The sequence below is a fragment of the Streptomyces sp. NPDC048479 genome, from assembly GCF_040651435.1.
Taxonomy (GTDB): domain Bacteria; phylum Actinomycetota; class Actinomycetes; order Streptomycetales; family Streptomycetaceae; genus Streptomyces.
Genome location: NZ_JBEZKA010000006.1, coordinates 82,914 through 95,786 on the forward strand (window position 1 = coordinate 82,914; position 12,873 = coordinate 95,786).

At 65.5% G+C, this 12,873-nt stretch carries 9 protein-coding genes and 2 pseudogenes; 3 read left to right on the top strand and 8 right to left on the bottom strand.

What is annotated here, in order from left to right:
• Positions 1–139: 139 nt before the first annotated feature.
• The gene (locus AB0D12_RS11765; RefSeq protein WP_362679950.1) at positions 140–268 is read right to left on the bottom strand and encodes a hypothetical protein; all 129 of its coding nucleotides are present in this window, start codon (positions 266–268) and stop codon (positions 140–142) included.
• Positions 269–805: 537 nt separating this feature from the next.
• On the opposite strand from AB0D12_RS11765, the gene AB0D12_RS11770 reads away from it, so the two are divergent.
• Positions 806–2,275, top strand: a complete 1,470-nt coding sequence (locus tag AB0D12_RS11770) for a DUF2079 domain-containing protein (RefSeq protein WP_362679953.1) — start codon at positions 806–808, stop codon at positions 2,273–2,275.
• A 27-nt stretch (positions 2,276–2,302) separates the two neighbouring features.
• On the opposite strand, the gene AB0D12_RS11775 is transcribed toward AB0D12_RS11770, so the two are convergent.
• Both AB0D12_RS11775 and AB0D12_RS11780 read right to left on the bottom strand, forming a co-directional pair.
• The gene (locus AB0D12_RS11775; RefSeq protein ID WP_362680554.1) at positions 2,303–3,361 is read right to left on the bottom strand and encodes a glycosyltransferase family 2 protein; all 1,059 of its coding nucleotides are present in this window, start codon (positions 3,359–3,361) and stop codon (positions 2,303–2,305) included.
• Positions 3,362–3,409: 48 nt separating this feature from the next.
• Positions 3,410–3,566, bottom strand: a pseudogene (locus AB0D12_RS11780) (transposase); the annotation flags it as partial.
• 1,078 nt (positions 3,567–4,644) lie between these two features.
• Between AB0D12_RS11780 and AB0D12_RS11785 the strand changes: the two are divergent.
• Both AB0D12_RS11785 and AB0D12_RS11790 read left to right on the top strand, forming a co-directional pair.
• Positions 4,645–5,112 (top strand): hypothetical protein, encoded by a 468-nt coding sequence (locus AB0D12_RS11785; protein ID WP_362679956.1) that lies wholly within the window; start codon positions 4,645–4,647, stop codon positions 5,110–5,112.
• Between the two features lie 26 nt (positions 5,113–5,138).
• Positions 5,139–5,531 carry a hypothetical protein gene (locus tag AB0D12_RS11790; protein ID WP_362679959.1) on the top strand — a complete coding sequence of 131 codons (393 nt, stop codon included), beginning with the start codon at positions 5,139–5,141 and terminating at the stop codon, positions 5,529–5,531.
• 292 nt (positions 5,532–5,823) lie between these two features.
• Here AB0D12_RS11790 and AB0D12_RS11795 read toward each other — a convergent pair whose 3' ends face one another.
• The 5 genes and pseudogenes from AB0D12_RS11795 to AB0D12_RS11815 all read right to left on the bottom strand — a co-directional run bounded on the left by AB0D12_RS11795 (position 5,824) and on the right by AB0D12_RS11815 (position 12,497).
• Positions 5,824–6,048 (bottom strand): hypothetical protein, encoded by a 225-nt coding sequence (locus AB0D12_RS11795; protein ID WP_362679962.1) that lies wholly within the window; start codon positions 6,046–6,048, stop codon positions 5,824–5,826.
• 620 nt (positions 6,049–6,668) lie between these two features.
• Complete coding sequence (locus AB0D12_RS11800) at positions 6,669–6,845, bottom strand: hypothetical protein (RefSeq protein ID WP_362679965.1); 177 nt, start codon at positions 6,843–6,845, stop codon at positions 6,669–6,671.
• A gap of 473 nt (positions 6,846–7,318) precedes the next feature.
• Positions 7,319–7,693, bottom strand: a pseudogene (locus AB0D12_RS11805) (GntR family transcriptional regulator); the annotation flags it as partial.
• On the bottom strand, positions 7,686–8,480 hold the full coding sequence (locus AB0D12_RS11810; protein ID WP_362679968.1) for a hypothetical protein: 795 nt from the start codon (positions 8,478–8,480) through the stop codon (positions 7,686–7,688). The pseudogene AB0D12_RS11805 and the gene AB0D12_RS11810, both read right to left, overlap by 8 nt.
• A 2,532-nt stretch (positions 8,481–11,012) precedes the next feature.
• Complete coding sequence (locus AB0D12_RS11815) at positions 11,013–12,497, bottom strand: hypothetical protein (RefSeq protein ID WP_362679971.1); 1,485 nt, start codon at positions 12,495–12,497, stop codon at positions 11,013–11,015.
• Between the last annotated feature and the right edge of the window lie 376 nt (positions 12,498–12,873).

Genomic DNA, 12,873 nt, shown 5'->3' on the forward strand with positions numbered 1-12,873 from the left:
GTCCTTCCCCCTGACACCGGTCCGGCCGCGCAGGAGCTGCCCGCTCGGTTGCGTCGGCAGCACCCGGGAGGCGTCCGGCAGCAGCGAAAGTCGCCTCAGCGAACGGAACTGTGCCCTGGCCAGCTCCTCCGTACGGTCGTCACCGGACAGGTCGGTACGGCCCGCGGGCCGGGCCGGCCACCGTGGCGCCGGTCGCCGCGCGGACCAGCGCGGCCTCGTCGCCGTTGACGAGGAGATAGCTGGTGTCACCGAGCGATGCTGTGGTCATGATCTCGATCCCGTTCATGCCGTCGCCCCACACGTCCGGGCGCCGGTCTGGAATGGCCGGATACCGACCCAGGGAAAGTAGGGCAAAAGTATTGACTAGGGCGAAATAGGGAGGAAACTCATCAATACACCGGACAACCGGAAAGAGTCGCAGCGCCTATGGAGACGTCCAAAGGCCCGTGCGACGCTTGCCCCGGCTCTGGCCAGGCCCCCGGCAGATTCTGTCGGTGAGGGAGCCAGCAGCGACGACTGAGACTCTCCGCATCGGCAAGGACCGCCGGGGACTGCATGTCCGCACCCGGGTCTCTTGCCAGGTCAGGGGGTGTCCTTCTGGCGGGAGTCGGCGATCGGACGCGGACGTCACGGGTCGGGACGGTTCGTCCAGGACGACGTCGGGGGAGTTGCCCTCCGCGCGGCGCTGCCTCCGCGCCTGCGGCCGTTTGGGGGAATCTGACAACGCACGATGCGCTCCGGAGACGTGGGTCGAACCTTGCTGGCATCTTGATGGCCTCAGCCTCACCTCGCGGAAGGCACGGCCATGCAAGCACTTCCCACCGCCACCCTCACGGGGCGGCCGGAGCACTCGGCCGCAGAGGGCGCGGTGGCCGGCGGCCCCGCTGGTTACGATCGTTCCCACCTCGTGTGGTGGATGTGGGTTCTGACCGGAGCGCTGTTCGCCACGTATCTGCTGCTGTCGCTGCGGCTCCACGAGCGCCTGCTCAGCAATAGCTTCGACCTGGCCATCTTCGAGCAGGTCGTGCGCTCCTACGCGGGAGGGCACCTGCCCGTCTCCGAGGTAAAGGGACCCGACTTCCCTGTTCTGGGGGACCACTTCTCCCCCATTCTCGCCCTCATCGCCCCTCTCTACTGGCTCTGGCCGTCACCGAAGGCCCTGCTCGCAGTGCAAGCCGCATTGATCGCCGCGAGTGTTCTGCCGTTGACGCTCTGGGCGCGCCGGGCGCTGGGCTCCGGGGCGGCCGCAGTCATCGGCATCTGCTACGGCATCTCCTGGGGCATCGCCAGTGGGGTCGGCTTCGACTTCCATGAGGTGGCCTTCGCCGTACCCCTCGTCGTGTGCTCGCTGACTGCCCTCGCGAACGACCGGCTGCGGCAGGCGGCGTACTGGGCCCTGCCGCTGCTGTTGGTGAAGGAAGACCTGGGGCTGACGGTGGCCGTGATCGGAGTCCTCATCGTACGGAGCGGCGATCGCAGGCTCGGCATCACCACCGCCGCGATCGGTCTGGGCGGAACCCTGCTGGAGGTGCTGGTGATCCTGCCGTCCTTCAACCCCGCGGGCGGCTTCGGCCGACTGGAATGGCTGGGGGTATCGGGCGGGAGCGGGGGAGGGCCGGGGGGCCTGCTCCACCAGTACACGATCGGTCTCATCACCCCCGCGACCAAGATCATCACGCTCATTTTCCTGCTGGCGCCGACCCTGTGCCTGGCCTTGCGGTCCCCGCTGATGTGGGTCGCGCTGCCGACTCTGCTGTGGCGCTTCGCTTCGAGCTACCCCGAGCCCTGGGGCACCGGCTACCACTACTCGCTCGTGCTGATGCCGATCGTCTTCGTGGCCTTCATCGATGCCCTGGTCCGTCGGCACTCGAGCAAGAAAAGCGTGCGTCGGTACGTCGCGGCCTGTGCCGCGATCAGCCTGCTGCTGCTGCCGCAGTTTGCGCTGTGGCGGCTGTTCGAGCCGGCCATGTGGCGGACCGCCCCTCGCATCGCTGTCGCCCACAGGCTGATGGACCAAATCCCTGACGGCGCGAAGGTCCAGGTGTCCAACGAGCTGGTACCCCACCTCGCCAACCGTACGAGCGTCAGCCTCTACGGCTGGCCGGAGAGCCGCCCCAATCCGCAGTGGATCATGGTGGACACTCTGGCGCCGCCGTATCGGCTGAAGGTCAATGGGCTGCAGATGAGGGAGAGCAGTCTGGATGATGTCCGCAGCAGGGGCTACCGCACGGTCGCCGAGCAGGACGGCTTCGTACTCCTCTGGCGCCAGGGATAGTGCTGAGCATCCGCAGGGCGGGCAGGTTCATAGCTTGGTCTGTGCCGCTGCGCCGGCAACGGGGAGGACGCGGGCGGGCCGCAAGGGAGCCGACTCGTTCGTCTCACGCACCACGTAGTGCGGGCGGCGCTTCGCCTCGTGGTAAATGCGGCCCACGTACTCCCCGATGATGCCGAGCACAGCCAGCTGGATGCCGCTGAGCGCGACGATGGCGGTGATGAGTGTCGCGTATCCGGGCGTGTCGACGCCGTTCACCGCCGCGTTGACGACGATCCAGAACGCGTAGACAAGGGCGGAGAGGAACAGCCACATACCGGAGTGGATCGCGAGCCGCAGCGGACGGCTGTTGAAGGAGAGCAGCCCGTCGATGCCGTAGTCGATGAGCCGTCGGCCGCCCCACTTGGACCGCCCGGCCGCCCGACGCACATTGCGGTAGGTGAAATTGACCGTGTCGAAGCCGACCCATGAGAAGAGCCCCTTCGAGAAGCGCTTGCTCTCCGGGAGCGACAGGACGGCGTCCACCGCGCGCCGCGACAGCAGGCGGAAGTCGCCCGCGCCGTCCACGACCTCGACGTCCATGAAGTGGCGCACGAGACGGTAGTACACCCGGCTGACCGCGGTCCGCACGACGCCCTCCCCGGCGCGGTCGCGGCGTGCGACCACCTGGTCGTAGCCACGCCGGAACAGTTCCAGCATGCGGTGCATGAGCTCCGGGGGGTGCTGCAGATCGGCGTCCATGAGGATGACCACGGCGCCCCGGGACATGCGCATGCCGGCGAGCAGTGCGGCTTCCTTGCCGAAGTTCCGGCTGAAGGAGGTGTAGCGCACCTGCGGCGCGGTGGCCGCCAATTCCCTCAGCCGTTCTGCCGTACCGTCGCCGCTGCCGTCGTCGACGTAGCAGATCTCATAGGGCTCACCGACCAGCTCGAGTTCAGCGGTCAAGGCGGCATGAAAGGTACCGATCACTTCATTCTCGTCGTAGCACGGCACGACGACCGAAATCCCGATCTCCGGCATGCCCATAGTGGAACATAACTGGTGGTATCGCATCGCCGTATGTGCCCCCTGCGTGTCGGTGGCGTCCACACTCGGCCCTTCCGCCGTGCCCGCGTATTGAAGTGGCCCGCGGGCGAAGTGGGGTCTGCGCCGGCGGCGGTGGAAGAACCTGCGGGTCTCGACAGCGAGTTGGGCCTGATCCCGGGCGCGGCTGCTCATGGGCAGGCTGCGTTTGAGGGTCGGCGTTGACGAGCTCGTCGGGGTTCAGCTCGGGCGAGTACGAAGGCAGGAAGTGCGGCTCGTCGGCCGATTCGAAGATCTTGTCATCGGTTCCCCGACAAGGAGCTCGGCCCAGACCGGCTTCCCGGACGGCGGCCGTGGGTCGACGCCCCAGCGGTCGGCGAGCGCTTCGATCAGCCCGCGCCCGCACTCCTCGGCCGGCCGTGGGGCGAGCCGGGCCGGCGGCCATATGAAGCGACCTCCGAACAGGCTCGCCCTGTCACAGGAGCCATCCCGAAGTACCCCCGGCACAGTTGGACCCTGGCGCCCAGGGGTTCGGAGGCCCCATGCGTCCCGGGCGTTCGCGCTGGCCACAGGCCTGGCGGTGAACCTCTTGCGTCATTCTGTCCACGGATAGGCCTCAGCTCGGTGATCAGCGTGATAGTCAGCTGTGGGCGACCTACTTTGAGGATCTGACGCCGTACAGGTACGCCAACGAGCGGATGACGGAGGAGCCATCCACGGGCCTGGCGAGGCATGCCAGTGCTCAACGTCGGCTGGCTCTCGTGCCGCAAGCGGTTCCCGAATTGTGCTCCTGCGCAAGGCCTGGTCGATGCCTTGGAGTACCTGCCGCGCGAACGTGCGGTGCTGCAGACGCGCGGCTGCCACTTCTGCCCCTGGTGCTCGGGATGGCGCTTGGGTCCGCGGGACGTGGCCGTTGCTTTCCTCGACCGCGACACCGGCAAGGTCACGATCCTGCGCGAGGAGAATCGAAGCGCGGCAATGGAACTCCGCGCACACCACTTGGCACTCGCGAGCCCGACTCCTCCTGCACCGCCGCGCCCCACGGCAAGTCCCTTTCCTGCGCTGACCGTTCAGGACGATCTGGCGTTGACCCGGCTTGCAGCTCACGCGCCACACGCACCCTTTGCAGCGCCTACGGCATACCGCCGCAGGACTGCCGGGGCAGCAGACCCTCGCACCCACGAAGTCGACTCGCGGCTAAGGAATGTGTGAACCGAGAGCTAACGACTTCCCGGCGAGATCCCGCAACCCTTGACGTACGCAGGTTCGATCCATGCCGCGTTGACCGAGCTCAGTAGGTGTGACGGGGCTGGTAACGCCACACACCCATGAAAGGGACATACGTGACTATGCGTACTCGTGCAGCATCGTTCATTGCCGCCACCGGCCTCCTCGCCGGCGCCTTCACCGGGCTCAATGCCGCCTCCGCAGAGGCAGCACCCAGTGCGTCCATCCATGCTGCCGAGCCCGCAGCCGCCTCCATCACGTGGGGCTCGCGCGGGGACATCGGCGGCGACGGAACCGTCTGGGCCAAGGAGAACGGCGAGGTCATCGCAGAGGCTCACTGGCAGGCCGATCCCGGCGGCACTGCCAACCCCAAGGGCGACACCCTGTGCGCCAGTGACTACTCGGGTGACGGCCGCTCTGTGCGCGCCGAGGTCTCCATCCCCACCACCGTCAGCACCAAGGGCCTGACGGCCCCCGCCAAGCGGTGCGTGACCAAGGATGTCGCCGAGGGCAAGTCCCTCCACATCAACCTGTGCCTGGTCTCCTCCTCCGGCACCATCTGCTCGCCCGGCTTGGCGGTGAAGGCGTGATGCGGCTTACGCGGGCGGCCGGGGTAGTGACTGCCTGCGCTGTGCTCGGCGCAGGGGTCTTCACCTCTTCCGCCGCGCACGCTGCCCCCGTCCCACGGTTCCTCTACCAGCACGCCAACGGCACGGATGAGTTCGAGGTGCTGGTCGGTGACCGGATCGTCGGGCGCGGTCAGTGGATCCAGGATCCTGTGGGGGACCTTCCTGGGGACACGCTGATCGCGTTCGACTCGGTAAAGGACGGCTCCTACATCCAGGCGGACATCGACGGGCTGCGGATCGCGTCCACCAAGGGGAAGAACGCGCCTGCCAGTGACTGGAAGGGCGGCGACATCAAGGAGGGCGTGCAGCACTCCTTCGAGGTGTGCATCATCGGGGGTGGGCAGAACATGTGCTCGTTGCCGGTGAAGGTCTGGTCCTGACACATTCCCTGGCGGGGATGAGAGGAAGGCGCAAAGGTGCAACGCGCACCTTGCGCCTTTTTCGTGTCGATATGTTCTTTATGTATGGGAATCGTTAGGGGTATGGACAGGCGCCGTTTCCTCGCGACGAGCGGCAGTTCGTGGACGTCCAGGCAGTCAGCTGGAGACTTGATCGTTGGCCGCTCGTCGGCTGGCATCACATCACCTTTGGGCTGGTGGATCAGGAGGGAGTGCCACATTCCCAGGCGTAGTCGAAGCTCCTCATGTAGTGCCGGAAGTCTCTCCGCGTAACTCAGCGGGCGGGGGTGAGCGCGTCCAGCTGGTCCAAGTACTCACGGCCTGCTGCTTCGTTGGCGTAGTCACGGTTGACGATCGCGGCGAGTTTTCGACTGACCATGAGGAGTGAAGGCAAGGACTGCCGGTCTCCCCTGAGCGCCCAATCGCCGTAGTTCACGGCCTGATCGAGGTCTCCCCGGCGAGCTGCGACCACGCCGAGAGTGATTCGGGCTTCTGCCATCCTCATGGGCGACCGCTCGGCTCCATCAAAGTCGGTTCCCGCGCGAATGACTTCGTGCGCACGCCCGCTCTCTGCTGCATGCGGTTTCTTGCCTCCGTGGCTATCGGCGGGCCGGCGGCCGGCGCCTCGTGGGCCTGTTCGCCGAGATGTACTTCGGAAGGTTCCGGCCCGCTGAAGGGGTGGGTCCTGCTGAGTCTGACCTCACGCTTCCTGGCTCCGGGTGGGGCGCCGCGCTCTACTTCTTCCGGATCCCTGAGCGCTCGCGCGGCCACAGCGTAAGACCGCCGCCGCGGTCGGCATCGACCCAGACCGGCTGTTGTCTACCTTCGCCCTGAGACCCGCTTGCCGCACCGATTGCGGCCGTGCCTCGGTCATGGGCGACCTGATTGCCGCCCTGGTCGACGCACGCAAACTCGCCCGCCCTACGAGGCCGTGCACGGATCAGCTCCTGTTACGTGGAACGCACTCGGTCGCCGCTCTACGCCTACAACAAGACCGTATTCGAAGTATGCGGTCATCTCATTTGGTGGGGTGAGTCCCCGTCTTCAACCTCGATCTCGATACGAGTTGTCCGTGGTCTCGTCCGCAATGGTTCCCACCGGCAATGGTCCCGTCCGGGTTCACTGACCGCCGCTGGTTCCGACATGGAACCTCGTCAGCGCAAACACGATCATGAGGTCGAGTGTCATCACGAAGATGGCCCACGCCGGGTAGTACGGAATGAACATGAACTGGGTGATCAGGCTGATCCCTGCCGCTGCTGCGGCGGCCCCACGACCCCAGCTCTTGTTCGTCAAGACTCCCAGGCCAGCAATGACGAGCGCCACTCCGCCCGCTGACGTGTGGCATTGATAGCGTGCGTGGCCAGCGCAAGCGGGTCGAAAACATGCGCAAATTGCTCATTGTGGACGCAAGGTCCGTCGATCATAATCCGCGTGTCAGGTTCGAGTCCTGCCTCCGGCATCCGGCCGTCGGCACGATCGAACTTGCGATACCACTCGCCGTCCCCGGCTCGTTACGTTCGCCCGCGACCAGCTCATCGCGGAGACGAAGGCCTTCGAGGAGGAGCTCGACAAGATCCGCAGCGGGCAATGAGCATGCAGAGCCATCGGCCCGCATCTCCGGCCGTCCCTTAAGGGCGCGGGCCTGTGATCGGTAGCGACGCCTGCTGCTCAAGCCTGTTCCTCACGCCTGTGACTTGCGCCGACGCCTCGGCCGTCTTGGGGCCACCCGCTCCGCCGTCGGCGGTGGCCGAAGAGGAGGCGGACCCCGGGTCCAGGGCGTCGCGGACGGCGGTCAGGATGTCCTCGGTGTCGGCGCCGAGCGCACGGGCGGCGGAGGTGAAGTGCCGGGCCAGAGTGGTGAGTTGGTCGGCATCGTGCGCGTGCGGCTCGGACGGGAGCGCCGCGACCCGGGTGCCCGCGCCACGGCGGGTGCGGATCAGCTCGGCGGCCTCCAGCTCGCGGTAGGCGCGGGCCACGGTGCCCGGCGCCAGACCGAGGTCGGCGGCGAGCTGGCGCACGGTCGGCAGGCGCTCGCCTTCGGCCAGCCGGCGGGTGCGGATCAGCGCGGCCAGCTGGGCGCGGATCTGCTCGTACGGCGGTACCTGGCTGGTCGTGTCGACGCGGACGGCGGGGTCACTCATCGTCGAAGGTCCCATCGTCGGCTGTCTCGTCGTCGACCGCCCGGGGTGCCACCACGGTGACCAGGGACCATCCGAAGGTGAACAGGCTCAGCAGGCCCAGGGGACAGATCACCACGATGGTGGCGGCGCCCAGCGGACCGGCGCAGGCCTTCTCCGTGAGCGCGACGAAGATCATCAGAACGACGAGCAGCACCTGGCTCGACACCATCAGCCCCCAGGCTCCGGTAATCGCCCACGCGCGGTCGCGGCGCTGCTGGTCGTCGCCAGGGCCGTGGGCGATACGGCGCAGGGCCCAGACGCAGGCGGGGGTTCCGACCGCGAGGGCGGCGAACATCGGGCCGCTGTAGTACAGGCCCGGCCAGGGACCGAGGGAAGCGCGCATCCCTTCGCAGGTGACGGTCATGACACGTCCCGCTCCGCCTATCCGGTCGGGGGCGGAGGAGGCCGTGACCGCACCGATCACCAGCAGGGTGACGAGGGACGCCGCCTGCAGAAGAAGCAGGGGCGCCATACGGGGCGGCACGTGGGCTCGGACCAGGCGCGGGGCGAGACTCGCGGTGCGTACCGTTTCCTGGGGATGCAGCGTCAGGGCGTCGCCGAGCAGAACACCGCCCACCGCGCACAGGCCGAAAGCGGTGATGGCGAACACGAGGGGCATCGTGATGTCGCCGCTCTCCATCGCGACCAACTGCTGTGCGGCCACGATGCCAATGGCCAGACCGGACCAGCGGGCGTAGTGGTCGGCGTGGTCGAGGAACCGGGACTGGAGCGGGACGGTGTCGAGCATATGGAGATCCCCCCAGATCATTTTGTATCAAGCGGTGGGTACAAGATGCCCTGGCCGGGATCTTGTGTCAAACGCTCGATACAAGGCGATGCAAAGGGAGACGGCTTCTGGCACAAGGGGGTTCCCTCGGGCGCAAGGAGGGGACGCCCTCCGGCCCAGCGGTGCCCCTGGGCGGGCTCAGCCCACGGTGACGACGTGGGATTCCGCATCGCGCGTTCCCTCGTGCGCTGATCCACGTTGTGTGCATGACCGCTTCCCGCGCGTCGTACCAGATCACCTGAGACCAGAGGCGAATCGGACCAGACCACTTGAGACGCAGACCAAATCGACGGAGACGGGACACTTGACGAATCTCAGTGCTGTTTGACGACCGTAGTTTCGTCTCACCGAAGTTTCATCGCCCAGGTGAGCGGTGCCCCGTCTCTGCGAAGCGTGGGCGGTCTCCATGATCTCTGGACTCCTACGCCGCCGTCTCAGCCAAGTCGGGGTAACGGAGTTACCCGGATCCGCTGGTTCGTCCAGACTCGGGACATGGGAGAGGACAGCCGTGTTCTCCGAATGATGCGTGGGACTGGATGGCGGAGTGCGCGCGGGCTGCTGACGCGAGCGTGCGGGACACGGAGTCCTGGGTGGCCCGTCGAGGAGGAGCTGGTGGTGGCAGCGCGGGCGAGTGCGCTGAGCCGGTGGTATCCGTTCACCAGTGACAACTACCTCCGCTTCATGGACCGGCCCCCGTTGTGGCTGCCCGGAGGGGGCGACAGCGCGGACCTGCCGGGGTGTATCTCCTTCGACTGTGGTGGGCCGGACGGCAGTCCCGTCTTCCGTGTCTGGAGCGGGCTGCTGCTGCGGACCCCCGATCCGGGTTCCGTTGGTCAGCTCGGACGCTGCCGTCGCGATCGAGGCCCTGGTGAAGTCGCTGACGAGGGACGGCCCGGACGGGCGAGGCAAGGCGGGGTAAGTGGTCATGGCGCAGGCCGGCCTGGGGCGTTCCCTCGCGCCATCGGCTACGTTGCGGCCGATGGCTCTCCTGTCACTCCGGGCTTCGCGGGGGCCTGGCGCGGGCAGTCGCGGTGGACGGCAGCGGGGGCCGCCAACTTCAGTGAGATCGGTCAACGTTCGCTGAGACGGGGACAGTCGAGAGGGACGTAGCGGTTCCGTTGGTCAGCGTCGTGCTCAGACGGATCCTGGTCGCCCGGCGTCCGGACTCTGTGCGCACTGTCGGCGACCGCAGTTCCCCGCGGCTCCCGATCTGGCGCGGTTGTGGCACGGGGGACATCTGATCCGTAGCTCCAACCCGCCGTACAGTTCCTCGGCCGGCATGGCCAACCGGTACGCCTCGGCCGGACCAAAGCTGCGGATGGGGCATGGGTCTTCATGCTCTTCCCCACCGGGGACGACAGCGCACTGGTGGCATGCACCGGCGTACGCCAATGAGTTCGGCTGGGGAGATGAGGCATAGGCGGCTGCCGTAACCGGTGGACGCCACGTGTGGGACCCGAGATCTCGATCTCGGGTCCCACACCCTGGAGTTCAACTCAGCTCAGCCGCGTCAGAGTCAGCCGGCCCGGGGGCCTCTGGCCGAGCATGGTGAGCAGGAGGAGTACGCGAGCGGGGGCGGTGGAGGTTGCCGAAAGGCTGTTGACCGTGTCGATCAAGCGCTGGAATGGTCGTCCCCGACCATGATCTATAGGGGAACAGGAGCACCACCCTTGAGGACGAAACTAATCGCGCTCGGCGGCGCCGCGCTCATCGCGACGCTGCCGTTCGCCACCGAAACCGCCTCTGCCTCGCCCGCCTGCCGGGCCGGTTCGGTGTGCACGTGGTCTCAGAATGACTTCCACGGCACGAAGCGCACCAGCGGCCTGAATCCCTCGCCGGGCTGCAACCCCTGGGGCGCAAGACCGTTTCCAACCAGACCAAGAGGACGATCCGGGTGTACAGCGACGTCTCGTGCTACGGCAAGCACGTCGATATCAAGTCCAAGCACTGGGGGCAAACCAAGCCCGGGGCGACAATTAAGTCCATCGCGGTCCTGGGGCCGTGATCTCCGGCTAGGAATTGCTCAGGACCCGCAGAAACGGGGACACGGTCCCGGCCATCGCATCACGGCCCGGGGCCGTGTACCCGGCACGTCAGGGGCCGAGCGGGCTCATGACTTCGACCCCTAAGCCATCTCGGCTTGGGGGTGCCGGACTAGGGGACCTTGTTCGAACTGTGGCACCCACTCCGAGCGGCGCGCAGGCTGTCGGCCCACACGCCACTCACTCGCGATCAATGACAGACAACGACTGAGCCGGACCCAGTGGGACTGGGTCCGGCTCTTGAAGTCTGGCACTTCCGCAGGTCAGGTTGATCACGCTGGTCCGGATGAAGTGCCCCCGGCAGGATTCGAACCTGCGCACACGGCTCCGGAGGCCCCGTGAGTCCCGGGCATTCGCGCTGGTCACAGCCCTGGTGGTGATCCGCTTTCGTCATCCTGTCCACGAATAGGCCGCAGCTTGGTGATCAGGCTGATCACGCTGGGTGTGCCAGTCAACTTACGAGCTTGCGGAACCGCTCGAACAGCAGTCGGAACTCACCTGGGTAAGGCCGCTCCTGCTCCTCGTCGAGCTCGTTCGGATCGACTGGGGTGTGGGCTGTTACGACCTCATCAACAAGGGTTGAAAGATCGTCGTCGTCGAGGAGGAGCACAAATTCGTGTCGACTGAGCGCTGTGTCTCGGCAACGCTGCAGAAATCTCTCCTTTTCGGCGAGAGACCTACACAGTAATAGCCCAACCTTTCCGCGCAATGGTGAGAATCTTCCGCACAGCTGATCCAGCTCTGGATTACCGAGCTCAGAATGGTAGTTCTTACACTCGACGAATATGTGGGAACTTGGGTGGCCTTGTCGCATCACCCACCCGAAGAATCCGTCCTTCGCATTGTTCGTGTAGGTGATGTCGACGCGCTTCCTGGTTTGGTCCAAGGGGTGCTCGACAATGGGGTAGGTCAGCCAGGGGTAGAAGATTGCACTTAGGACTCCATGGACTCTGCGGTGATATTCCGTGGCGTGTTCTGCGCCTGACGGTGTGTCGAGGACAGCCTTGAGTAGCTTCCGGTAATTAACGGGTTTAGTGCCGGTCGCCTGACTTAGCTCATCGTGATCCAGAGGGTGAGACGGCTTTTTCCGTTTCTCCTCCTTGTAGGCGCGCAATACCTGAGTCCTGGTCACACTCAGGTCGACCATCTTTTCTTTTCCTCCGCCATACTCCATTTCAACGTCCATTTTGGTCACGAACTTTCGCCCGTTCTTGGCTGTTTGGACGAGCTTGCTGCCCGGATTGTCGAGCTCCTCATCTTGAAGTGTGGGCGCCAGATGGTTTCTGAAGTAGTCTTCTTTGGTTAGGTGGAGATCGTGGCGGACGGCCACCTTGGGTACCAATAGGAGCGGGTTGCCTAGGGGGACGAGCATCCTCGTATTCCCCTCTTCCCACTCGCAGACCGCAGGGTTCCAGACAAGTCCACTGTTAATTCCCTCGCGCAGCTCCATTTCGTACATTGACGCCATGGATTGGGTGTAGGAGATCAGCATTCCGCGAATTATGTTCGTGGTGACATCAGAAATTATGTCCTTGCCGATCCCTTCAATGAATAGTGCAGTGTCTTCCAGGTCCTCAAGTAGTCCGGTTTCTGCTGCTTTGCTGACGGTGAGGTTCTTGGAAATGCGTTGCACAAGGTACGGTCCCAGGCCGCGGCCGCGCGACTTACCCTTGGACAATCCGAAGTGAGTTTCGTTGGGCTCTTGGAGGCGGACAAGAAGTTCACGTAGTCGATGGGGGTCGCCGTGGGTGATTGCATCGACGACACTGTGAAAGAATGTCGAAAGCATTGTGTAGCACTGGCTCGACCACTCGTCCGGAAGGTTCTTTAGCGTGCTGGGGTCTATGTAGACTGGGGTGTCTGTTTCTACGTCCACATCGACAAAGTCGAGAGTTGGCTGAGTTCGACCCAGCTTGTAGTACTCGGAAACACGCATGACGCCCCCCAGGCTCGCCGAACGACCCTCCGTGGAACGGCATCACTACCCACGCCTAGAATTCTCTACGCTCTATGGCGTCGATTTGGCCGAAAGAGGCTCGGCGTTCGGGCTCTGGGCTGTGTTGGATGCTCTGCCTCCATCGCTCGCCTCGTGGCTTCGGGAGGCGTCCCCCTGAGTCAGCGGGGTCAAGCGGCTCGTGGACACTGAGAGCACCAGCCGCCCTCCCGTAAGTAGCGGTGGCGACGCGGCCGTGGGCACACCGGTGTTAGGGGCCGGCGCTGTGAGGCCCACGTGTCTGAGACGACCTCTTCGTCCCGAACTATCGGCGGGGCGATCTCTGAGGTCTGTTCGGCTGGTCCGTCGGTCGTCTGGG

Excerpts from the sequence above, each read along its gene's own strand:
- AB0D12_RS11765 (WP_362679950.1), bottom strand. The coding sequence starts at position 268 with ATGACCACAGCATCGCTCGGTGACACCAGCTATCTCCTCGTCAACGGC.
- AB0D12_RS11770 (WP_362679953.1), top strand. The coding sequence starts at position 806 with ATGCAAGCACTTCCCACCGCCACCCTCACGGGGCGGCCGGAGCACTCG.
- AB0D12_RS11785 (WP_362679956.1), top strand. The coding sequence starts at position 4,645 with ATGCGTACTCGTGCAGCATCGTTCATTGCCGCCACCGGCCTCCTCGCC.
- AB0D12_RS11795 (WP_362679962.1), bottom strand. The coding sequence starts at position 6,048 with ATGGCAGAAGCCCGAATCACTCTCGGCGTGGTCGCAGCTCGCCGGGGA.
- AB0D12_RS11810 (WP_362679968.1), bottom strand. The coding sequence starts at position 8,480 with ATGCTCGACACCGTCCCGCTCCAGTCCCGGTTCCTCGACCACGCCGAC.
- AB0D12_RS11815 (WP_362679971.1), bottom strand. The coding sequence starts at position 12,497 with ATGCGTGTTTCCGAGTACTACAAGCTGGGTCGAACTCAGCCAACTCTC.